Source organism: Rhodococcus sp. Leaf225, from assembly GCF_001426145.1.
In the GTDB taxonomy this organism is placed as follows: domain Bacteria; phylum Actinomycetota; class Actinomycetes; order Mycobacteriales; family Mycobacteriaceae; genus Rhodococcoides.
Map to the genome: position 1 here is coordinate 869,580 of NZ_LMRN01000009.1, position 21,299 is coordinate 890,878.

At 69.2% G+C, this 21,299-nt stretch carries 18 protein-coding genes; 5 read left to right on the plus strand and 13 right to left on the minus strand.

Going from position 1 to position 21,299, the window contains the following annotated elements:
- Positions 1–128 precede the first annotated feature (128 nt).
- The gene (locus tag ASG69_RS08370; protein ID WP_056441889.1) at positions 129–608 is read left to right on the plus strand and encodes a MarR family winged helix-turn-helix transcriptional regulator; all 480 of its coding nucleotides are present in this window, start codon (positions 129–131) and stop codon (positions 606–608) included.
- A 110-nt stretch (positions 609–718) separates the two neighbouring features.
- Entirely contained in the window at positions 719–2,650 is a 1,932-nt protein-coding gene (locus tag ASG69_RS08375; protein WP_156380482.1) for an MDR family MFS transporter, read from the plus strand.
- A gap of 138 nt (positions 2,651–2,788) precedes the next feature.
- On the opposite strand, the gene ASG69_RS08380 is transcribed toward ASG69_RS08375, so the two are convergent.
- The 10 genes from ASG69_RS08380 to ASG69_RS08425 form a co-directional block, all read right to left on the minus strand.
- On the minus strand, positions 2,789–3,256 hold the full coding sequence (locus ASG69_RS08380; RefSeq protein WP_235578883.1) for a heme-binding protein: 468 nt from the start codon (positions 3,254–3,256) through the stop codon (positions 2,789–2,791).
- Complete coding sequence (gene mgrA, locus ASG69_RS08385; protein ID WP_056441897.1) at positions 3,253–4,305, minus strand: L-glyceraldehyde 3-phosphate reductase; 1,053 nt, start codon at positions 4,303–4,305, stop codon at positions 3,253–3,255. Before mgrA ends, ASG69_RS08380 begins: the two co-directional genes overlap by 4 nt.
- 12 nt (positions 4,306–4,317) lie before the next feature.
- The gene (locus tag ASG69_RS08390; protein WP_056441899.1) at positions 4,318–4,929 is read right to left on the minus strand and encodes a bifunctional 4-hydroxy-2-oxoglutarate aldolase/2-dehydro-3-deoxy-phosphogluconate aldolase; all 612 of its coding nucleotides are present in this window, start codon (positions 4,927–4,929) and stop codon (positions 4,318–4,320) included.
- Positions 4,917–5,660, minus strand: coding sequence for an IclR family transcriptional regulator (locus tag ASG69_RS08395; RefSeq protein ID WP_027504686.1), 744 nt, complete (start codon positions 5,658–5,660; stop codon positions 4,917–4,919). Before ASG69_RS08395 ends, ASG69_RS08390 begins: the two co-directional genes overlap by 13 nt.
- 34 nt (positions 5,661–5,694) lie before the next feature.
- A complete protein-coding gene (locus tag ASG69_RS08400) occupies positions 5,695–6,594 on the minus strand; it encodes a sugar kinase (protein WP_056441903.1) in 900 nt (299 codons plus the stop codon).
- Positions 6,587–8,092 carry a tripartite tricarboxylate transporter permease gene (locus ASG69_RS08405; RefSeq protein ID WP_056441907.1) on the minus strand — a complete coding sequence of 502 codons (1,506 nt, stop codon included), beginning with the start codon at positions 8,090–8,092 and terminating at the stop codon, positions 6,587–6,589. The genes ASG69_RS08400 and ASG69_RS08405 overlap by 8 nt, the downstream gene beginning before the upstream one ends.
- Positions 8,089–8,598, minus strand: coding sequence for a tripartite tricarboxylate transporter TctB family protein (locus ASG69_RS08410; protein WP_056441910.1), 510 nt, complete (start codon positions 8,596–8,598; stop codon positions 8,089–8,091). The genes ASG69_RS08405 and ASG69_RS08410 overlap by 4 nt, the downstream gene beginning before the upstream one ends.
- Positions 8,595–9,587: a tripartite tricarboxylate transporter substrate binding protein gene (locus ASG69_RS08415; protein ID WP_235578884.1), complete on the minus strand. Its 993-nt coding sequence runs from the start codon at positions 9,585–9,587 to the stop codon at positions 8,595–8,597. The genes ASG69_RS08410 and ASG69_RS08415 overlap by 4 nt, the downstream gene beginning before the upstream one ends.
- A 306-nt stretch (positions 9,588–9,893) precedes the next feature.
- On the minus strand, positions 9,894–11,390 hold the full coding sequence (locus ASG69_RS08420; RefSeq protein ID WP_200933795.1) for a molybdopterin-dependent oxidoreductase: 1,497 nt from the start codon (positions 11,388–11,390) through the stop codon (positions 9,894–9,896).
- Between the two features lie 13 nt (positions 11,391–11,403).
- Positions 11,404–12,702: a D-arabinono-1,4-lactone oxidase gene (locus tag ASG69_RS08425; protein ID WP_056441913.1), complete on the minus strand. Its 1,299-nt coding sequence runs from the start codon at positions 12,700–12,702 to the stop codon at positions 11,404–11,406.
- Positions 12,703–12,755: 53 nt separating this feature from the next.
- On the opposite strand from ASG69_RS08425, the gene ASG69_RS08430 reads away from it, so the two are divergent.
- Positions 12,756–13,391, plus strand: a complete 636-nt coding sequence (locus ASG69_RS08430; protein ID WP_056441916.1) for a TetR/AcrR family transcriptional regulator — start codon at positions 12,756–12,758, stop codon at positions 13,389–13,391.
- Positions 13,388–14,524: an alanine racemase gene (locus tag ASG69_RS08435; RefSeq protein WP_056441919.1), complete on the plus strand. Its 1,137-nt coding sequence runs from the start codon at positions 13,388–13,390 to the stop codon at positions 14,522–14,524. Before ASG69_RS08430 ends, ASG69_RS08435 begins: the two co-directional genes overlap by 4 nt.
- Before the next feature lie 6 nt (positions 14,525–14,530).
- Here the strand turns inward: ASG69_RS08435 and ASG69_RS08440 are convergent, their stop codons facing one another.
- Positions 14,531–17,944, minus strand: coding sequence for a TM0106 family RecB-like putative nuclease (locus ASG69_RS08440; protein WP_056441921.1), 3,414 nt, complete (start codon positions 17,942–17,944; stop codon positions 14,531–14,533).
- 30 nt (positions 17,945–17,974) lie between these two features.
- On the minus strand, positions 17,975–18,928 hold the full coding sequence (locus tag ASG69_RS08445) for an alpha/beta hydrolase (RefSeq protein ID WP_056441924.1): 954 nt from the start codon (positions 18,926–18,928) through the stop codon (positions 17,975–17,977).
- An 89-nt stretch (positions 18,929–19,017) separates the two neighbouring features.
- Here ASG69_RS08445 and ASG69_RS08450 point away from each other — a divergent pair, with 89 nt between their 5' ends.
- The gene (locus ASG69_RS08450) at positions 19,018–19,629 is read left to right on the plus strand and encodes an alpha/beta hydrolase (protein ID WP_056441929.1); all 612 of its coding nucleotides are present in this window, start codon (positions 19,018–19,020) and stop codon (positions 19,627–19,629) included.
- A 2-nt stretch (positions 19,630–19,631) separates the two neighbouring features.
- Here the strand turns inward: ASG69_RS08450 and ASG69_RS08455 are convergent, their stop codons facing one another.
- Positions 19,632–21,206 (minus strand): molybdopterin-dependent oxidoreductase, encoded by a 1,575-nt coding sequence (locus ASG69_RS08455; RefSeq protein ID WP_056441931.1) that lies wholly within the window; start codon positions 21,204–21,206, stop codon positions 19,632–19,634.
- Between the last annotated feature and the right edge of the window lie 93 nt (positions 21,207–21,299).

Sequence of the window (21,299 nt, forward strand, 5' to 3'; positions counted from 1 at the left end):
CGGCGACGACTGCTGGTCCGGGCCACGCCCCACGGCTCGGGAAGAGAGACACATTAATAGTTGTTTACCTCAGGTATCTATCTATATAGTTGCAGACAGCAAGTAAACGAGTTCGAGGAGAGATCGCCGTGGCCGTCCACACCGAGACAGCAGAGCTGCTGATGGAAGAAGTCTTCCGCTTCGGCCGCGCACTGCGCGTGGCCGTGTCGACGGGGGACGACCGCACCGAGTTGCCGGCCGCCCTGGTCGGCGTACTGGGAACGCTCGCCACTCACGGCGAGTGCCGACAGTCCGAACTGGCGAACGCCATGTGCACCAGCCAGTCCGTGCTCAGCCGTCAGCTCGCCGAGCTGGTGGACGCCGGCCACGTCGTGCGTACTCCCGATCCCGACGACGGACGTGCCACCCGGGTTCGGGTGTCCGACGTCGGACTCGCCTGCTTGGACCGCATCAAGGAGCACCGAGTCGCACGGTTGTCCCGCATGTTGGGGGACTGGGACGAGGACCAGGCGAATGCCGCCCTCGACTCCATCCGTCGACTCACGTCCACCTTCACCGACGAGGCGCAGGCCCGGCACTCCGGCCAGCGCATCCTCTCGCATAACTGAGAATAGGAAGAACCACAGACATGACCGTCACACACGACACTCCGCCCTCCCGGGTGAGTGACACCGATCAGCTCTCGGCTCCGGCCGAGGCCGCCGCGGACTCGACCCCGATGACGCACCGGCAGATCCTCGAGGCCCTGATCGGTCTGCTCGCCGGGCTCTTCACCGCCCTGCTCAGCACGACCATCGTCTCGACCGCCCTGCCCACCATCATCGGTGACCTGAAGGGCTCGCAGACCGCGTACGCCTGGGTCATCACGACGGCACTGCTCGCCAACGCGGCCTCGACGCCGATCTGGGGCAAGCTCGCCGACCTCTTCAACAAGAAGTTGCTGGTCCAGAGCTCACTCGTCATCTTCGTCATCGGCTCCGTCATGGCCGGCCTCGCGCACAACGTGCCGATCCTGCTCGCCGCTCGCGTGGTGCAGGGCATCGGCATGGGTGGTCTGACCGCACTCGTCGTCGCCATCATCGGCAGCATCGTGTCTCCTCGTGAGCGCGGTCGCTACTCCGGCTACATGGGCGCCGTCATGGCCGTCTCGATGTCCGGCGGCCCGATCCTCGGCGGCGTCATCGTCGACAGCCCCCTCGGGTGGCGCTGGTGCTTCTTCGTCTGCATCCCGCTCGCCGTCATCGCTCTGCTGCTGCTGCAGCGCACGCTGCACATCACCACCGAGCGCAAGGACGACGTCTCCATCGACTGGCTCGGCGCGCTTCTCCTCACCGCCGGTGTGTCCGTGCTGCTCATCTGGGTCTCGTTCGCCGGCAAGGCCGGGTACTACGACTGGATCTCCCGTGAGACCGCGATGTACGTCGGCGGCGGTGTCGCTCTGCTGATCCTCACCGTCCTCGTCGAGGCGAAGGTCAAGAGCCCGATCATCCCGCTCAAGATCGTCACCGAGCGCACCACCGGACTCGCCATCATCGCCTCCGTCGCCGTGGGTGTCGGCCTGTTCGGCGCCACCACCTTCCTGGGTCAGTACTTCCAGACCGCTCGTGGCTACTCGCCCACCGCGGCAGGCCTGCTCTCCATCCCGCTCGTCGCCGGCATGCTCGTCTCGTCGGTCGGCTCGGGTCAGCTGATCTCCCGCTTCGGCAAGTGGAAGCCCTTCATCGTCACCGGTTCCTTCCTGCTCGTGGTCGGCTTCGGTCTGCTGGGCACGCTCGATCACGCCACCAACCTGTGGCTCGTGGGCGTCTTCATCGCCATCGTCGGCCTCGGTACCGGCATGCTGATGCAGAACCTGGTGCTGGCCGTGCAGAACACCGTGAGCGTGCAGAACATCGGTGCGGCATCGTCCACCGTCGCGTTCTTCCGGACGTTCGGTGGCGCCATCGGCGTCTCGGTTCTGGGATCGGTCCTCGCCACCCGCGTCGCCGACAACTCGGCCTCCGGACTCGCCGCCCTCGGTGTCCCCGCCGGCTCCAACGGCGGCGGCACCCTGGACATCGGATCGCTGCCCGACCCGATCGCCGCGGTCATCCGTACCGCCTACGGTGACGCCACCGGACGCATCTTCCTGATCGCCGGGTTCGTCGCACTGGTCACCGTGCTCGCGGTGCTGTTCATCCCGAACCGCCCGCTGCGCACCACGATCGACCTGAAGCCTCAGGGTGAGCAGGCCGTGCCCGTCGAGGACTCGGACGTGCAGGGCGAGACCGCCGTGGACATGCAGAAGGACGAGGCTCGCACCGACACCGCGGACACCACCGAGATCGCACCGGTGACCGCTCCCGTCGGCAAGCACGAGGCCGCGGAGGGCTCCGCACCGTTCGACGGACTGAGCACCGATGCCCGCGACCGGCTGCTGTCGCTGCTGCTGCCCAAGCCCGCGGAGACTCTCGACGCACTCGAGGAGGCCGAGGTGCTGCGCGCCGAGGTCGCCGAGCTCCAGCAGGAACTCGATTCCAAGATGCTGAGCTTCGACGCCGTGTGCGAACGACTGCGCCGGTTGGGTCTCAGCGAGGACCAGATCGCTCGCGTTCTCGGTGACGTCCACGTGCCGGACGTGCACTCGCGATTCGACGCCTCGCACAACTAGTTCGACGACGACAGAGCGGACGCACCCGATTCGGGTGCGTCCGCTCTCTCGTGCGTGGGGTGCACGGGTTCCGTGATGTGCACACCCCTTCTGTCCGGCGGACGAGGGTGTGCGGCGCGGGAACCTGTGCGCCAGCGATCATCGGTTCACTGCGTACTCCCGCAGCTGCTCCACGACGAACGCGTGATCGTCGCGGTGCGGTAGACCCGAGACGCCCGCGTACCCGACGACTCCGACGCCGTCCACCCGCAGCGGCAGCACTCCACCCGCGGCGGCGTGCGTCTCGGCGGGCAGGCGCGACTGCGCATCGAAGTCGCGGCCGGTGGCGGTGAAGAACTCGAGCACGCCCAGCGAGCTCCGCCCGTACCTCGTGGCGGTGTTGGTCTTGCGGGTCAACCAGTCGTCGCTCTCCGGATACGACCCCGGCAAAGCTGTGTGGAACGCCCGCTGATGGCCGTGCACGACGCCGATGACGAGGGGGAGCCGACGCGTCGCCGCGGCCTCGCGCATCCGGCAACCGAGAGCCCAGGCGTCGTCCAGGTCGAACGAGGCGAAGGTGACCGCGGTCTCGTCGGCGATCACCGCGGCGAGTTCCGGGGTGCTCATGCGGTGGACGAGGCGAGCCAGATGTTCAGACCGCCGTCGACGGCGTACTCGTCGATGTCGGCGAGATCCTGATCGCTGAAGGGCGGGCTGTCGAGGGCTGCGACGCTGTCCGCGATCTGCGACGGCCGGGACGCACCGACGAGCACCGAGGAGACCTGTCGGCGACGCAGCACCCAGGCCAGCGCCATGTGCGCCAGCGACTGTCCGCGCCGCTCGGCGATGCCGTTCAGTGCCGCGACGTTGCCGAGGTTCTCCTCCGACAGCATGCCGTCACGCAGGGTCTTGCCCTGAGTCGCGCGGGATCCCTCGGGAATGCCGTCCAGATACTTGGTCGTCAGCAGACCCTGCGCCAGCGCAGAGAACGCGATGCAGCCGATGCCCTCCGCGTCCAGCACGTCCAGAAGTGACGGAACTCCCTGCTCCACCCAGCGATTGAGCAACGAGTACGACGGCTGATGGATGGCCAGCGGCGTGCCGAGATCCCGGAGAAGAGCTGCCATCTCGACGGTCCGCTCCGCGGAGTAGGACGAGATGCCCGCGTACCGTGCCTTGCCCGAGCGCACCGCGGTGTCGAGTGCACGGGCCGTCTCCTCGAGCGGGGTGTTCGGATCGAACCGGTGGCTGTAGAAGATGTCGACGTAGTCGAGCCGCAGACTGGTCAGCGAGTGGTCGAGGCTGCCCAGCAGGTATTTCGCACCACCGCCGCGGCCGTACGGTCCGGGGAAGAAGTCGTATCCCGCTTTCGTGGAGACGACGATCTCGTCGCGGAGTGTCGCGAAGTCCTCGGCCAGGATGCGGCCGACGTTCTTCTCCGCGGAGCCCATCGGCGGGCCGTAGCCGTTCGCGAGGTCGAAGTGGGTGATGCCCAGATCGAATGCGCTGCGGATGATCTCGCGCTGATTCTGCAGTGGCGTGTCGTCGCCGAAGTTGTGCCACATACCGAGTGACACGGCAGGCAGCAGGAGGCCCGAGGTCCCGACGGGCCGGTAGGCCATCGAGTCGTAGCGGGTCGACGCCGGGGTGTATGCGTCACGGAGCAGGGAGGGCATGAAGGAGAACTCCTATCGGGTGAGGGAGAGGTCTTTCAGAAGGTCGATCTGGGTGTCGTCCTCGAGAGCGGACCCGACGGCGACGACGTCGGCGCCGGCGGCGAGATAGTCGGGGGCGTTGCGGGCGTTCATGCCGCCCGTCGCGACGAAGCGCATCGCGGGGAATGGGCCCTTCATCGCGGCGAACCAGTCGGCGCCCAGGACGGATGCGGGAAACGCTTTGACCCATCCGAGCCCGAACGCGGCCGCTGCCTGGACGTCGGTCCCGGTGGCGACACCGGGAAGGTGCGGCATACCGGCGTCGATGCTCGCCCGCGCGACGGCGGGGTCGAAGCCGGGAGCCACCGTGAAGGCGGCACCCGCCTGCTGTGCCGTCCGCACGAGGTCGGGGGTGACCACCGTCCCCGCCCCGACGGTCATGCCGCGCTCGGCTGCCGCGCTCACCACCGCGGCCAGGGCGTCCACCGCGGCGGCGGACTGCACCGGCACCTCGATGCAGGTGATGCCGGCGTCCCAGCCGCGCTGGGCGAGCGCGACCGACCGCGCGGGGGAGAACCCCCGCAGAATGGCCATCACGGGTCGCGACGAGAACGCGTCGTCGAACCAGTCGTTCACGGTCTCCATCCGAGCTCCTTCGACACGTTGTCGGTGACTGCCCGGAGGTCGGGCAGCAGTTTCTGCAGGGCGGCGAGGTCCGCGCGCCCCTTCAGCGAGGTGATGGACACCGCCGCGACGACGCGATCACTCGCGTCTCGCACGGGCATCGCCACACAGTTGACGTAGTCCTCGTACTCGGCGTCGTCCACCGACCAGCCGCGTTCGGCGACGACTCGCAGTTCCTCGTCGAACTGCTGCCGAGAGGTGATGGTGGTGGCCGTGTGTCGCGAGAAGTCCGCGCCGTCGAGCACGGCATCGACCACCTCGGGGTCCTGGAATGCCAGTACCGCCTTGCTGACGCCGGCCGTGTGCAGGCACACGGGAGCGCCGATCTGGGAGAACAGCTTGATCATGCCGGGTTGTTCGATCTTGTCGACGTAGATGATGCGGCCGCCGTCCAACTGAGCGAGATGCACTGTGTGCGAGCACTGTTCACCCAGTCCGACCAGATACGGGCGAGCGGTGTTCGCGAGGTCGAACTGGTCACGCGCAGCGTGAGCCAGCCCGGCGATGCGGTACCCGACGCCGTATTTCCCGTCGGCCCGCTTGCGGGTCAGGCCGTGGTCGGTGAGGGTCTGCAGCACCCGCAGTGCCGTCGACCGGTGGATGTCGAGATGCGCCGCGACCTCGCTCTGGGTCCGCGGCTGGACGGCGACGAACTCCAGGATCTCGACCGCTCGTTCCACGCTCTGCGACATCGTTCACGCTCCTTCGACTGTGGGGCTCGTGCCGTCAGGCATCGAGCGCTGCTGCGGGGACGAAGTCGGTGGTGCTCGACAACGCTCTCGAGGCGAGATCGTGCCCCATGGACAGCCTGCCGTGTGCGTCCTTGCCTGCACGCAGTCCGGACAGGTATCCCGCCGCGAACGCGTCACCGGCCCCGACCACCTCGACCACCTCGACGGTGTGCGCCGGTACGAAGACGTCGCCCGACGGGGTGAACTCCGTGGCACCGACATCGCTGTCCTTGATCACCACCGTTCCCGACGTTCCGACGAGGGAGGCGATCGACCGGGCGTCCTCGGTGCCCCACAGGTCGGCAGCCTCGTCGCGGCCGACGAAGACGATGTCGGCGCGTCGGGCCAGATCGAGCAGGATCGGCGCGGCCCGCTCACGCGACCAGACGCCGGGCCGGTAGTTCACGTCGAACGACAGGATCGTCGACGTGCCGGCGCAGAGGTCGAACAGTCGATCCGTCATCGCCGCACAGGTCGGCGACAGCCCCGCGGTGATACCGGACGTGTGGACGACGTCGGTCCGGTGCAACGGCAGTCCGTCCAGAGTCGCCGGCGACATGCGCGACGCAGCAGAGCCCCGCCGGTAGTAGTGGACGGTGGTGACACCGTCGTCCGGGTCCTTGAAGTAGACGCCGGTGGGCGCGTCCTCGCGGACGGTGACGTGGGAGGTGTCGACGCCGTGGGACGCGATGGCGTCGACGATGCGACGGCCGAGCGGGTCGGCGCCCACCGCGCTGGCCCACGACACCTCGTGTCCCAGTTCGGCCAGGTAGAGAGCGACGGTCGATTCGGCCCCGCCCATGTGCAGGGTGAACAGATCCGCCGTGTGGAGTGGGGTGGCGTCGACCGGTGCGACGAGCGTCATCGTCTCTCCGATGCAGAGGAACTCAGGCATCGACGCTCTCCTTCGGGGCGCGGGTGCGACTCTTCTTCAGGCCGGCACGCAGGTACGGGCCGACGACGGCCAGCGCGCTCAGCACGAGCAGACCGACGGCGATACCGCTGGTGTAGATGCTCGCGGCGCCGTCGATGAGGAACGCCCGACGGATGTTGCTCTCGGCCAGCGGACCCAGAATCAAGCCCAGTACGAGCGGACCCGCCGGAAAACCGTTGCGTCGCAACACCAGTCCGAGCAGTCCGAAGACGAGCATGAGTCCGACGTCGAATGCGCTGTTCTGCACCGCGTAGGTCCCGACCATGCAGAAGGTGATGATGACGGCCCACAGGTACTGCTGCGGGAGGTCGAGCAGCTTCACCACGCCGCGCATCCGGACGAGTGCGAGAGCGAGTGCACCGAACGTCGCGAGCAGCATGATCGCCGCGAGGCTGTAGACCAGGTCGGGGGAGTCGACGAACAGGGCCGGGCCCGGCTGCAGGCCCCAGATGACCATCGACCCGATCATGACTGCCATCACCGCGTCGCCCGGAACACCCAGTGCCAGTGTGGTGGTGACCGATCCGCCCATGGTGGCCGTGCTGGCGGTGTCCGCGGCCGCCAGGCCCTCGAGTGAGCCCTTCCCGAACTTCTCGGGATGCTTGGACGCCCGCCGAGCCTGGTCCCACGAGACGATCCCGGCGATGTCGCCGCCCGCCGCGGGGACCACACCGACCACCGACCCGACGCCGGATCCGATGAGCGCCGGCTTGAGCAGCTCACGGCGCTCCGCCTTGGTCGGCCACCACTTTCCGAGCTGTGTGATCGGTGCGGGGAGTAGACCGGGGCGGCGGCAGATTATCTGGTTGAACACCTCGGCGATGCCGAACAAGCCGACGATCGCCGCGATGAAAGGTATGCCGGAGCTCAGTTCGTTCAGTCCGAAGGTGAAGCGGCCGTCGCCGGTGATGGGATCGCGGCCGATGGCCCCGAGTCCGAGGCCGAGGATGCCGGCGAACAGACCCTTCACGACGCGCCCACCCGAGACGCCGATCATCATCGTCATGCCGAACACCACGAGGGCGAACATCTCGGCCGGCCCGAACCGGAGTGCCACACTCGCGATGGGTTGTGCGGCGAAGACGAGGATGCAGATGCCCACCACGGATCCGATGGCGGACACGAGCGCCGAGCTCGTCAGTGCGATCCCGGCCCGCCCCTGCTTGGCCATCGGGAACCCGTCGAAGGTGGTGGCGATCGACGCCGGGGTGCCGGGCGTGTTGATGAGGATGGACGGCACCCGATCGCCGAACTGGGCGGCGACGTAGATCGACAGGAGGACCGAGAGGCCCTGCAGCGGTTCGAGAGTGAGCGTGAAGCCGGCCGCGAGTGCGACTGCCATCGCCGCGGTGATGCCCGGCACGGCACCGACGAGTGTGCCGAGCAGGATGCCGATGAGAAGGCACAGCCCGATGCTGGGGTCGAGGAGGGCGCTCAGTCCCTCGCTGACGGCGCTCACAGCGGCACCTGCAGGAGCATGCCGAAGATCACCCAGAGAACCGCCGTGGTGACCACCGGGAACACGAGGAGCGCCTTGATTCCTCGGCCGCCGAAGATCGCGACGAGCGCGGCGAGCAGCACCACGGTGACGACCCGGAAGTCGAGGTACTGCCAGGCGGTGCCGTAGACGACGATGACCAGCAGCGTCGCGGTGAGGGCGACACCGCCCGATCGGGTCATCGCGGCCTCGTCGGAGACGATGCGTCCCGTGAAGGCCTGCACGACGAGGACGAGTCCTGCGATCACCATCGAGATCGCGAGCGCGGTGGGCCACCAGCGCGGACCGAAGGCCTGCCCCTCGCGGGCGAGATCGATGTCCCGTGCGGCGACGAACAGGGCGCCGCCGACGAGGGCCACGACGACGCCGATGACCGCTTCGTAGGTGCGGCTCGTGTGCCGCACGTCCTCCTCGGAGGAGTCGCCCGGGATCGTCACGGACGAATCCGTCAGGTCGTGCGTCGTCATTCCTGTGCCGCCAGATCCGCGAATCGATCCGACTCGGATCCGACGAAGGTGGTGGTCTCGTCCGCGGAGCGGTAGAGCGGCAGGTTGCCGCCGGACTCGATCAGATCGATGTACTCGTCTGTCGCGGAGGCGCTTTCGATGGCGCCCTCGATGCGGGTGGCCACGCCGTCGGGCAGGCCGGTCGGCGCCGCGATGACGGCCCAACTGCCGATCACCACGTCCTGACCGAGCTCGGTGGCGGTGGGGACTCCCGGCAGCGCGGGGGCGGGCTCCTCGGTGAAGACGGCGAGAACGCGGAGTCGCCCGTCGGCATGAGCGGGTGCCGTCTCTCCGATCCCGGCGACGACGGCATCGACCTGGGAGCCCACGGCCGCGGTGACCGCGGGTGCGCCGCCGTCGAAGGGGACTCCCGTGAACTCGACACCGGCGACACTGCCGAGTTCGACGGCGCCTGCTTCCCAGATGCTTCCGGGTCCGGCGTTCGACACGGTGATGCCGCCCGGATCGGCCTGCGCGGCGGCGAGGAGGTCGTCGAGAGTCTGATACGGGCTGTTCGCCGGCACTGCGATGGTGCCGGGCTGGGAGTTGACCTGTCCGAGGAAGTCGTAGGACGCCGGATCGATCGAGTAGCCCTGATGACCGAGCAGGCTCACCTCGACCGGGAGAACACCGATGGTGTATCCGTCGGGATCCTGATCGGCGAGGTACTGCATGCCGATGGATCCTGCTCCGCCCGGTCGGTTCTCGACGATCACACTGACACCGAGGGATTCCTCCATCTGCCGGCCCAGTGTGCGCGCGGTGAGGTCGGTCGCGCCGCCCGCTGCGGTCGGCGTCAGCAGGGTGATGTTGCCGGTGGGGAAGTCCTCGCCGGACTCGGCGCCGCCGGACGATCGATCCGCGCAGCCCGCCGCGACGCCGGCGACCAGGGTCGCTGCTGCCACGACGCCGAGCGCCCGGTGCGAGGAACGAGAGGGTGAGATGCGCACGCATGCCTCCAGGATGGGATTGTGTTGCACTGTCTGCAACACGGTTGCTGAGAGTGCACTCACCATAACCCATATGTGAGCCAGTGCATACCAATTGTCCGTTTGTGATCGAGGCGTCGTCGACGCGGCGGTACCCGCGCGGCGGGCACGACGAGTGCACCCCTTCCGTCGAGCCGGAAGGGGTGTGGGGCGCCGAAACCTGTGCGCGCAGTGGCAATGGGGCACTGCGCACCGGTTCCGCGACGTGCACACCCCCTGCAGTCGGCGGAGGGGCGCGCGTACCGCGGAAGCCCGCGCGGATGCGACCTACTGCACCGTCACGGGCATGCTCGCGTACCCGCTCGCACCGTCGGGAACGGTGTCGACGCGCACGTCCGTCTGCACCTCACCGGTGCCGTCGGTGGCCCGAGCCTCGATGCGGTGCTGGCCGGAGGTGGCCGTCCAGGCGTACGACCATTGGCGCCAGGTGTCGCGCGAGTACTCGTCGGAGAGGGTGGTCTCGGTCCAGGGGCCGTCGTCGACGCGGACCTCTACACGGGAGATGCCTCGATGCTGGGCCCACGCGACGCCGGCGATCATCACCGTGCCCGCCTGGACGTCCTTGCTGCCGACGGGGGTGTCGATACGGCAGGCCGTCTTGATCGGTCCGCGCTCGGACCATCCGCGGTCGGTCCAGTACGCGCGGGCCTGGCTGAACTTGGTCACCTCGAGGTCGGTGATCCACTTGGTCGCCGAGACGTAGCCGTACAGGCCGGGGACGACGAGGCGCGCCGGGTAGCCGTGCTCGATCGGCAGCGGCTCCCCGTTCATGGCGACGGCGAGCATGGCGTCGCGCCCGTCCATGAGGACGTCCAGCGGGGTGCCGGCCGTGAAGTCGTCGTGCGACGAGGACAGCACCATATCGGCCGATGCCTGCGGACGTGCTTCCGCCAGAATGTCTTTCAGGGCGTAGCCGGTCCAGGTGGCGTTGCCGACGAGGTCGCCGCCGATGGGGTTGGACACGCAGGTGAGCGTCACCATCCGTTCGATGGACACACGCTGTTCGAGATCGGCCAGCGTCAGCGTCATCTCGTTGTCCACCATGCCGTGGATGCGCAGACTCCAGTCCTGCGAGTTCACCCGCGGCACCACGAGAGCGGTGTCGATCCGGTAGAACTCGGCGTTCGACGTGACGTACGGGGACAGGCCGGGCAGCCGGAGATCCGCGGCGGCGGGCACGGGCGGCGCCGGGCTGTCGGGCATCGGGACGGTGAAGGCGTTGCGGTCCTGCGTGACCGCCCGCGTGGAGGCGCCGAGCACCCGTCCCGCGGCGCCGGTCGCGACGGCCGCGGCAGCGCTGATCCCGGCGAGCATCACGAAGCGTCGACGGGAGAACCCCTCCGACGCGTCCGGGTCCGCGCGCTCGACGAGCGACCGTAGGACGAGGATGCCGACCGCGACGCCGGCGACGGTGGGGAGCGCTGCGATCGATCCACTGCCGGAGCGCGAGATCGCCGCCAGGACCCCGAGTACGCCGAGAACCACGAACAGTGCCGATCCGATGGGTCGCCGAGCACGTTCGAGGATGCCTGCTCCGGCGGCGAGGAGGGCGATGACGACACCCATACCGATGAAGAGGGCGAGCTTGTCGGAGGTGCGGAACGTGTCGATGGCCCACTCGCGGACGCCTGCGGGGGTGTTGTCCACCGCGGCCGACCCCACAGCGACGATCGGTGACGAGTCCGGGCCGACCACGGCGGCGAGGAGTTCACCGACACCGAGCACGAGGGCGGCCGAGAGGATTCCGGACAGGGCCCTGCGCATCACGTTCACTGTGTCACTCTAGTCGCGCGAGCACCGTGTCCGAATAGTCGTTTCCGAAGGTGCCGTGGGGATCCACTCGCTCGCGTTCGGCCACGACGTCGTCGAAGCGCGGGTACAGCGAACGAAGTGTGCCCGCGGTGAGGGAGTGCAGCTTGCCCCAGTGCGGTCGTCCACCGACATCACGAGCGATCGCCTCCACCGCGTCGAAGTACCCACCCACCGGCCGCCGGTGGTACTGGTGGACCGCGACGTAGGCGGTGTCACGGCCGTGCGCGGTGGACAACCAGACGTCGTCGGCGGCGGCGCAGCGGACCTCGACCGGGAAGGTCACGCGGTAACCGGTCCGCGCGATCCAGGCCTCGATCGCGCGGATCACGCTCGGCACGGACTCGGGCGGCACCGCGTACTCCATCTCGCGGAAGCGGACCCGACGGGAGGACGCGAACACGGACGAGCTGCGATCGGTGAACGTGCGACCCGACCAGGCCGCCGCCGACACCGTGTTCGCCCTCGGGATGATGGACGGGATTCGCGTCGTCACGCGATTGATCACCTCGAAGGCGTTGTTGGACAACAGTTCGTCGTCGATCCACGACGACACGCGGCCCACGGGAGACAGTGGCGTGTCGGCGGGCAGCCGCGTGTTGCGCTTGGTCAGCACCCGATCCGTGTGCGGGAACCAGTAGAACTCCGGATGGTCGACGTCGCGCATGTCGTCGGGGAAACGCTCGAGTGCCTCGCCGAGGCGACCCGGGGTCTCCTCGGCGTGCAGCGCGAAGGCCGGAACGCACCGCATCGTCACGGCGGTCAGGATCCCGAACGCCCCGAGGCCGAGTCGCGCGCACTCGAACAGCGGCCCGTCCGACACCGTGACCTCCGTGCCGTCGGCCAGCACCAGTCGCGCCCCGACCACGTGGGCGGACAGCCCGGCGAACCGCGCCCCGGTGCCGTGCGTGCCGGTCGAGATCGCACCCGCGAGTGCTTGCACGTCGATGTCGCCCATGTTGGTCAGCGCCAGTCCGCGGGCATGCAGGAGATCGTTCAGGGTGTGCAGCCGCGTTCCGGCGCGCACGGTGACGTCGGTGGTGCCGTCCGGTCCCGCGGCCACACCCTCGATGCCCGTCAGATGGTCGAGCGCCACCAGGACGCCGTCCGTCAGCGCGGCGCCGGTGAACGAATGGCCTGCTCCGACCGCGTGGACCCGGCCCTGCGCGCGCACGACGACGTCCCGGATCTCGTCGGCGCTGTGCGGTCTCACGATCGACGCGGGCCGTGCGCGCTGGTTTCCCGCCCAGTTCGTCCATTCGGTCATGGATGGATACAAGTACTGGACAACCGTCCAGGTCAACCCCCTAGACTTCGACCATGACCGTGCGCCTCCCCGCCGATCTCCGGCGTTCGCAGCTGATCGAGGCCGGGCTCACCGTGGCAGCGGAGGCCGGGATCGCCGCCGTCACCGTGCGCGCCGTCGCCGAACACGCGGAGGTCTCGCTCGGCGTCGTCCACTACTGCTTCGAGAACAAGGAAGCGCTCGTCACGGCCATGGGCGAGGCGTTGGTCCAGGAGCTCGGCGCCGCCGTCGGCACGGCCCTGCACGCTGCCGCCGCCGATGGCCGGCGGGACTGTGTCGGCCCTCGTGCGCTGCGCGAGATCCTGCACCGCGGCGTGGCCGCACTCTGGTCGGTCATCGAGAGCACGGCCGACCGGCAGCTGCTCACCTACGAGATCACCGCCTACTCGGTGCGCTCCGCGGGAGCCGGGCCCGGCATCGGCACGTTGCAGTACCGCGTCATGGACACCGAGACGGAGCGCTTCCTCGAGGCGGCGGCCGAGGCGTCGCGGATGCGGTGGACCGAACCGATGACGTCGTTGACGCGTTCCGCGCTGGCGACCATCGACGGCGTGGTGCTCCGGTGGCTCGTCGACCAGGACACCCTCGCCGTCATCGCGGAACTCGACGACCTGGCCGCGCGCATCGCGGCGAAGGCGGTGCCGTCGTGACCGTGCTCGATCGGCTCGGTGCCGCCACGGCCGACCTCGACCCGCCGCTGCTCGCGATCGACGAGGAGTCGCTCGAGGCCAACCTCGCGGATCTGGTGCGACGAGCCGGCGGTACGCCCATCCGTCTCGCGTCGAAATCCGTCCGTATCCGCGGTGTCCTCGAGCGTGCGCTGGCCGTTCGGGGGTTCGCGGGCGTCATGGCCTACTCGCTGCGAGAGGCGTTGTGGCTGAACGAGGTACCGGACATCCTCGTCGGCTATCCGACCGTGGATCGACAGGCGCTCGCCACCCTGGCCGCTGACGCCGACGCGTGCCGCCGCATCACTCTCATGATCGACTCGCGAGCACACCTCGACGTGATCGACGCCGCCGGTCCGTGGGCAGCTCCGGTGCGGGTGTGTCTCGACGTCGACGCGTCGCTCCGCATCGGACCCGCTCACATCGGCGTTCGTCGGTCGCCGCTACGTCGTCCGGCCGAGGTGGCCGCGCTGGCGCGGGAGGCGGTCCGGCGCGGCGCGTCCGTCGTCGGCGTCATGTTCTACGAGGCGCAGATCGCGGGGCTGCCCGATTCCGGACGAGCAGTGCGGTGGATGAAGCGGAAGTCGGCGTCCGAGTTGGCCTTCCGGCGACGCGCCGTGGTCGATGCCGTGCAGGACGAGGTGGGCGTGCTCGAGATCGTGAACAGTGGCGGCACCGGGTCGATCGAGGTGTCGGCTGCGGATCCGGCGGTGACCGAGGTGACGGCGGGATCCGGCTTGTTCGCGCCGACGCTGTTCGATCGCTACGACGCGTTCACTGCACGACCGGCGCTGTTCTTCGCGCTCCCCGTCGTCCGCACGCCGACGCGGACCATCGCGACAGCGTTCTCGGGTGGGTACATCGCCTCGGGACCGACGGGGGCCTCTCGCGTGCCGTCACTGATCGGACGCGGGGCGTTGATCCGCACCGAGGGGGCCGGGGAGGTCCAGACGCCGGTGGCGGGATCCGGTGCGGCGGTGGGGGATCGGCTGTGGTTCCGGCATGCCAAGGCCGGTGAGGTGTGCGAGCGCTTCACCGAGGCACACCTCGTGTCCGCGGACGGTTCTCGCACGACACTGCCCACCTACCGCGGTGAGGGCCGGGCCTTCGGCTGACCGGCATCACTCGTCGGGGCTCACCCGCATGAAGGCGCCGACCAACGACAGCTCCGCCGGTGTCGAGGGCAGATAGTGCGTCAGCGCGGGTGAGCGGACGACGTACGCGGCCCACTGCCCCCGCGACAAGGCGACGTTGATGCGGTTGCGCGACAACAGGAACTGCATGCCGCGCGGCACGTCCTCGGGGGCCGACGCGGCCATGGACACGATCACGACGGCGGCCTCCCGACCCTGGAACTTGTCGACGGTGCCGCACGAGGCCTCGTGCAGTCCGGCATCGTCGAGCGCCGCGCGCACGGTGGCGACCTGGGCGTTGTAGGCCGCCACCACGAGCAGGTCCGAGGCGCCCAGCGGCCGTGTCTCCCCGTCACACGTCCAGGCCGATCCCACCAGTGACCGTGCCAGTCGGACGATCTCGACCGCTTCCTCTCGCGAGGACGTCGCGTTGCCCTCGTGGTCGACGAGAACTGTGTGCACTCCCGGGTCGACGCCGTCCAGGTGCCGTCCCAGCACTGTGTCGTGCGAGCGGAGCCGTCCGTCGTATGACAGGTCGGACACCACGGAACACAGCTCGGGGTGCATGCGGCGAGTGGTGGCCAGGAAGTACCCGAGGTCGGCCGGGAGCGTGTCGGAGCCGTCCGCGAGCCAGCCCAGAGCAGAGGTGTCCACCGGTTCGGGGTGGCTGCCCTGGCTCACCTGCGGCAGCTGCTGCGGATCGCCGAGCAGCAGGAGGTTGCGTGCCACCCGCGCCACCGCAATGGTGTTGGCGAGCGAGAACTGGCCCGCCTCGTCGACGACCAGCAGGTCCAGCTCCTGCTCCGTGAACTCCTTGCGGTTGGTGAACGGCCAGGCCGTCGCACCGACGACGCATCCGCCGGTGTGTGTGGCCAGGTACCCGGAGTACGAGTCCACGCCGAGCCACGAGTGCGTGCTGTCGGACGACCCCTTCTTGGCGACGCTCTCGGGATCGAGCCCGGCGGCGACGACACCGTCGAGAAGGTTCTCGATCACCGAGTGCGACTGGCCGACCACCCCGATGCGCCAGCCGTGATCGCGTGCGAGTGCGGCGATCACTCGCGATCCGGTGTAGGTCTTCCCCGTTCCCGGCGGCCCTTGGACCGCGATGTAGGAATCGTCGAGATCGAGGAGCGACGCCGTGATGGCCGCAGCGACCTGCTCGTCGACGACCTCGGCGAGCGGTGCGCCGGACCGGGTCCGGGGAGGATCACGACGCAGGAGGTCGACCACGGCCGAGGCGCGGACTTCGGGAAGGCGATCCGCTGCCTCCGCCGCGGTAGCGGCGATGGCCTCCCGCAGCGTGGTCGTGTTGACGAAGGCATCGGGCGTCGTGGCGACCGGTGCGACATCGTGGGGTTCGGCGCCCTTGGACAGCGACTCCTCGAGCGTGAGGTGGGCGCCGTCCTCGGACACCTCGACGATCGTTCCGGGCATCGTCCAGCGATACTGCGGGTTCGCGCGTCTGTCGGGCGCGATCCAGTCCGGAGCAGGCGGCGCGTAGAGCACGGTCACCTTCGACCCCACGCGCCCACTGCCGGGCCCGAACTCACCGCGCACCACGCTCGTGCGCCGCTGGACCCGCTTGCCGGGCGGTGTCGCCCACTCGGTCATGGACTCCACCTCCTCGACCATGAACACGTCGCGGGTGTCGGCCCACTCGTCCATCGGCGAGGCCAGTCGGTCGAAGTGCGCCCACCAGTAGGGCTTCTCCTCGCGCTGGTGGTAGCCGACAGCGGCCGCGAGCAGGGCGATCGCCTGCTGGTCGGTCGTGCGTGAGACCGATTCACCGGCGAACTCCCACAGGGCGTCTCGCACCGCGTTCCGGTCCTCGTCGACCGGTTCGGCCGCGTCGAGCGGACCGCGGGGCACCACACCCGCGCGTTCGGCGTGACCGAGCAACCAGTCGCGCAGTTCCAGTGTGGAGCGGCAGTCGTACTCGTTGTAGTCGGCGATCTCGGCGAGGACGCCGGCCGCCTCGTCGAGGTCGCCACGGTCGCGCAGATCGCACCACCGCGCGTACTCGGTGATGGAAGCGACGGCGTCTGCCACGTCGCCGCGGTGATCGGTCATGTACAGCGGTTCGAGCTTCTTGATGCTGTAGCTCGGTGCGCCGATGCGCAGGGCGGACCGCACGACGGGATACAGGTCGACGAGGATCTGCTGCCGGAGAAGGTCGTCGACCTCGTTCTCGTACACCCCGTACCGCGAGGCCAGACGCAGCAGAGCCGACTTCTCGTAAGCCGCATAGTGATACACGTGCATGCCGGGGAACGCCTCGCGGCGTGCACGCACGTACTCGACGAAGGCGACGAAGGCGGCCCTCTCCTCGTGCCGGTCGTGGGCCCAGAACGGCCGGAACGCGCCGTCGGACTCCATGACGCCGAAGAGGTACTCGAGCCCCCAGTCGGAGGAGCCGCGTTCGGCGTACAGCGGGTCGCCCTCGAAGTCGAAGAAGATGTCGCCCTCGTCCGGAGCGGGCAGTGCGCCGAGAGCACTCGGGGTGTGCACGTCGACCACCGGTGACCCCGACTGCTCCTGCTGAACCTGGGCCAGGGCCTGCGCGCGCAGGGTGCCGAGGGACCGCTCCGAGAGGTCCGCGACGGAACCGGTGTGTGCGGCCAACTCGTCGACGGTCGTGATCCCCGCGGCGTGCAACGTGGACCGCTGGGAGACGCGCATCCCGGCGACCAGCAACAGGTCGCGCTGTGCCTCGACCTCGGGGGTGCAGTGCTCGCACCGGAAGCAGGCGCGAATGTCGAGGTCGGCCCAGGATGCCGGGAGCAGTTGCGTCAGGTGGCCGGACAGCAGGGCCACCATCTCGCGCCGTGCGCGGCGGTAGACGGGGAGGACGTCCGGCAGGTGCACGAGATGGTCGGTGCCGTCACCGAGGACGAGGTGGCCCGTGGCGGACGTGGGAACTCCGACAGCCGCGAGCGCGTCGGCGTACGCCGCGATCTGCAGGACCGACGGGACGCGCTCGGTGCGCGACAGCTTGGTGTCGTGCACCGCATAGGTGTCGGTCGACGGGTCGTGGATCAGGAAGTCGCTGAAGCCGAGGAACTCGCCGTCGAAGAACGTGCCCTGGTAGATGACGGGGACGCGCTGCTGCGCCGCGGCGAGGGTGGCCTGTGCGGCGGCGGCCAGCGCGGACGGGATGCTCTCGGCCGGCCGTTCGATGGTCACGACGCCGTCCGGATGCTCGCGCTTCAGTCTCAGCAGCTCGCGGGCCTCGTGCTGACTGCCGAGGCGCGCGAGCCGGGCGAACATCGCGTCGTCGACCTGCTCGGTCTCGATGCGGCCGAGGTTCGCGTCGAGCGTGCGCAGGAGTGCGTACTCGCACCGGGACGCCAGCGCGAGGTCGCCTGCGCTGTGGACGAGGGTGTCTCCGGTGACGAACATGCCGCCACCCTAACGAGACCGGCCGACAGGTCAGCGGGTCCCGAGGGCCGGTGCGATCGTCGTGCCCCAGGCTTCCTTCAGCTGGTCCTCGAACAGTGCCCAGCTGTGCGAGCCCTCGCCGCGCATCGAGATGGTCGCAGGCACGCCCGCCCTCCGCACCGCGTCGGCGAAGATGCCGGTGCACGTGTTCACCATGGCTTCGACGGCTGCTCCGCCGAACGGGGGAATGCTGCCGGGCGGGATGCGGTCGACGGGGCCGGGAACACCGCTCGCGGATCCTGCGTAGACAGCCGTTCCGCGGAGGCGGTCGGCGTGGAGGGACGGGTCGTGCTGCGCCCATGCGGGAGCGCCGGGAGGGCCCCACATGTTGAAGGGGTTGTTCAGGGCGCCGCCGATCATGATCGAGATCGCGGCCTGGGCGAGCGGGTTCGACGAGGCGGGGCACCCGCTGATGGACGCCGCGGCACGGTAGAGGCCGGGCGCCTGCACGGCGAGATCGAGTGCCGGACCGCCGCTCATCGACACCCCTGCCACCGCGTTGCGGCGCGTACTGCCGAAGTGCTGGTCCATGACACCGGGCAGTTCCTGCGTCAGATAGGTCTGCCATTTGTTGGATCCGAGGATCGGATCGTCGGCGAGCCAATCCGTGTAGAAACTCAGACGCCCACCGATGGGGAGCACGACGGTGACGTTCTTGTCGGCGAAGAATCCCGGGGCGCCGGAGTTGTTGATCCAGCCGACTCCGTCCTCGTTGCCCAGGGCGCCGTTGAGAAGGTAGAGCGTGGGGAGCGACCCGCCGCGAGCCGGGCGGAGCACGTCGTTCGGCACGACGCGGTTCATGGCGGGGGAGTAGACGTCGACGACCGAGTGTGTCGGCGAGAGCTGCCGCACCCCGACCACTCGGGCAGGCTCCGCAGCGGTGGCGGCGGGCGCCCCGAGAAGAGCCGCGACGACGGCGACGACGATGACGAAAACCAACCTCATGGTCCGATGCTCGCACGGCGGAGGGAACCGTGGGGTTCGGTTCTGTGTCGAACCGGTGACTATTGAGTCACATCAGCCACAATGGCCACATGCCGTTCTTCGAAGGACCCCGAGGTCGCGCCCACTACCGCCAGTGGGGACCCACCGAGGACCCTGCCGCGACCCTCGTGTTCCTGCACGGGCGGGGACAGCACACCGGCCAGTACCACCGGTTCGGCGCTGCCCTGGCAGCACACGGCATCGCCACCTGGGGCCTCGACCACATCGGCCACGGCTTGTCCGAAGGAGAGGCGGCCGACGACGCCGCCTACCTCGACGCGCTGGCGGAGAACGCACGACATCTCCTCGGCGTCGTGGTCGAGGCCGGCCACCGACCTGCGGTGATGGGCCACTCGCTGGGGTCCGCGACCGCGGTGCGGATGCTCGCGACCGGCGGGAGCGCGCCCGCCGTCGTGCTGGTGGCGATGCCGCCGCGCGCGATCTCCCGCGAGGATCTGACGGCAGCGACCCGGTCGCCCACCCTGGCACTGCACGGTGTGGACGACCGCATGGTGCCGATCGACGGCGTCCGAGACCTCGTGCGCGGCATCCCGACGATCACCCTGCGCGAGTACGCCGACGCCGGACACGACCTGCTGCACGAGAAGATCCACCGGACCGTGAGCGACGCGGCCGCGGACCACGTCCTCGCGAACGCCTGACGTCAGCTGACGATGATGGTGCGGGTGTGCCACCCGGTCGAACCACCGGGGATCGGCGGGGTGCGCTCCTCGACCTGCGTGTTCCCGTCCTGATCCGTCGCGCGGACCTGGATGTTGTGGTTGCCCGCAGTGGCGTCCCAGTCCCAGAACCATTGGCGCCAGGTGTCGATCGTGTACTGCTCGGCGAGCGTCGCCTCCTGCCACGGTCCGTTGTCGACACGAACCTCGACGCGCTCGATGCCACGCTGCTGCGCCCAGGCGGTACCTGCGACACGGACGGGACCGGGTGCGACGGGGGCGAAGGCGGCCGGCACGTCGATGCGTGACGCCGTCTTGATCGGTGCCTTGTCGCCCCAGCCGCGGTCGGTCCAGTAGGCCGTCGCCTCGTCGAAGCGCGTCAGTTCCCAGTCGACGACCCACTTGGTGGCGGAGACGAATCCGTACAGACCGGGCACGACCTGACGCACCGGGTAGCCGTGCTCGACGGGCAGCGGCTCGCCGTTCATCGACACCGCGAGCATCGCGTCGCGGCCGTCGGTGAGGGCCTCGACCGGCGAACCGATGGTCATGCCGTCGATGCTCGTGGACAGCAGCATGTCCGCGTCGGCCTGCACACCCACCTCGTCGAGGATGTCCTTGATGGGGAACCCGATCCAGGTCGCGTTGCCGGCGAGCGGTCCGCCGACCTCGTTGGAGACGCACGTCAGCGTCACGACGCGCTCGATCGGAGTGCGAGCCATGAGGTCGTCCCAGCTCAGCGTCATCTCGCGGTCGACCTTGCCGTGGATCTTGAGCTGCCACTCGGCGGTGGTCAGCTGCGGGACCTGCAGAGCGGTGTCGATGCGGTAGAAGGTGTTGTTCGGCGTGACGAAGGTGGTCGCGCCCTCGACGCCGATGTCGGTACCGGCCGGAATGGCGGCGGCTTTCTCGCCGGCCGCGACCGTGGGGAGGCGGAAGTTCTTGATGTCCTCGGCGACACCGGCCACACGATCGCCGAGGTACCGGCCGACCGTGCCGGCTGCGACGGCCACCGCGGCGGCAGCGCCGAACAGGACGAGGAACTTACGACGCGGCATGAACCCGTCGACCGTGCCCGCCGGCACCTCCAGCGCTCGCGTGAGGGCCTGCAGGACCGCGATGCCCAGGACGACGCCCACCACGGTGGGGATGACATCACTGAGCGAGGCCGTCGGCCGCTGCAGCACCGCGTAGACGCCCACGGCACCGAGCACCAGCAGGATCACCGATCCGATGGGACGGGACGGGCGCTCGAGCAGGCCGGCGATGGCGGCGATGATCGCGATGCCGATGGACATGCCGACGAACAGGGCGGCCTTGTCGTTGGTGCCGAAGGTGTCGATCGCGAACTCGCGGGCGAACGCGGGCGTGCGGTCCACGGTGGTGGAGCCGACGGCGAAGAACGGTGACGACGCCGAGCTGAAGAGGAGCGAGAGGATCTCGCCCACGCCGAGCACGACGCCGGCGGCGACCACTCCGCTGAGCATGCGTGCGAAGGGGTGGACGCGCGTGCGCGCGGAGTCACCCGAGGTCTGGCGTTCGGTGGTCGTCGTGGTCATGACTGCTATTCGTCACGATGGCAGTGGCGGCTTGCTCCGGTGGGCGTGTTGACGAGCCACAACGAACGAGGCGCGCCCGTGAGGAGTTCTCAC

Excerpts from the sequence above, each read along its gene's own strand:
- ASG69_RS08375 (WP_156380482.1), top strand. The coding sequence starts at position 719 with ATGACGCACCGGCAGATCCTCGAGGCCCTGATCGGTCTGCTCGCCGGG.
- ASG69_RS08380 (WP_235578883.1), bottom strand. The coding sequence starts at position 3,256 with ATGAGCACCCCGGAACTCGCCGCGGTGATCGCCGACGAGACCGCGGTC.
- mgrA (WP_056441897.1), bottom strand. The coding sequence starts at position 4,305 with ATGCCCTCCCTGCTCCGTGACGCATACACCCCGGCGTCGACCCGCTAC.
- ASG69_RS08390 (WP_056441899.1), bottom strand. The coding sequence starts at position 4,929 with ATGGAGACCGTGAACGACTGGTTCGACGACGCGTTCTCGTCGCGACCC.
- ASG69_RS08395 (WP_027504686.1), bottom strand. The coding sequence starts at position 5,660 with ATGTCGCAGAGCGTGGAACGAGCGGTCGAGATCCTGGAGTTCGTCGCC.
- ASG69_RS08400 (WP_056441903.1), bottom strand. The coding sequence starts at position 6,594 with ATGCCTGAGTTCCTCTGCATCGGAGAGACGATGACGCTCGTCGCACCG.
- ASG69_RS08410 (WP_056441910.1), bottom strand. The coding sequence starts at position 8,598 with ATGACGACGCACGACCTGACGGATTCGTCCGTGACGATCCCGGGCGAC.
- ASG69_RS08420 (WP_200933795.1), bottom strand. The coding sequence starts at position 11,390 with ATGCGCAGGGCCCTGTCCGGAATCCTCTCGGCCGCCCTCGTGCTCGGT.
- ASG69_RS08425 (WP_056441913.1), bottom strand. The coding sequence starts at position 12,702 with ATGACCGAATGGACGAACTGGGCGGGAAACCAGCGCGCACGGCCCGCG.
- ASG69_RS08430 (WP_056441916.1), top strand. The coding sequence starts at position 12,756 with ATGACCGTGCGCCTCCCCGCCGATCTCCGGCGTTCGCAGCTGATCGAG.
- ASG69_RS08440 (WP_056441921.1), bottom strand. The coding sequence starts at position 17,944 with ATGTTCGTCACCGGAGACACCCTCGTCCACAGCGCAGGCGACCTCGCG.
- ASG69_RS08445 (WP_056441924.1), bottom strand. The coding sequence starts at position 18,928 with ATGAGGTTGGTTTTCGTCATCGTCGTCGCCGTCGTCGCGGCTCTTCTC.
- ASG69_RS08450 (WP_056441929.1), top strand. The coding sequence starts at position 19,018 with ATGCCGTTCTTCGAAGGACCCCGAGGTCGCGCCCACTACCGCCAGTGG.
- ASG69_RS08455 (WP_056441931.1), bottom strand. The coding sequence starts at position 21,206 with ATGACCACGACGACCACCGAACGCCAGACCTCGGGTGACTCCGCGCGC.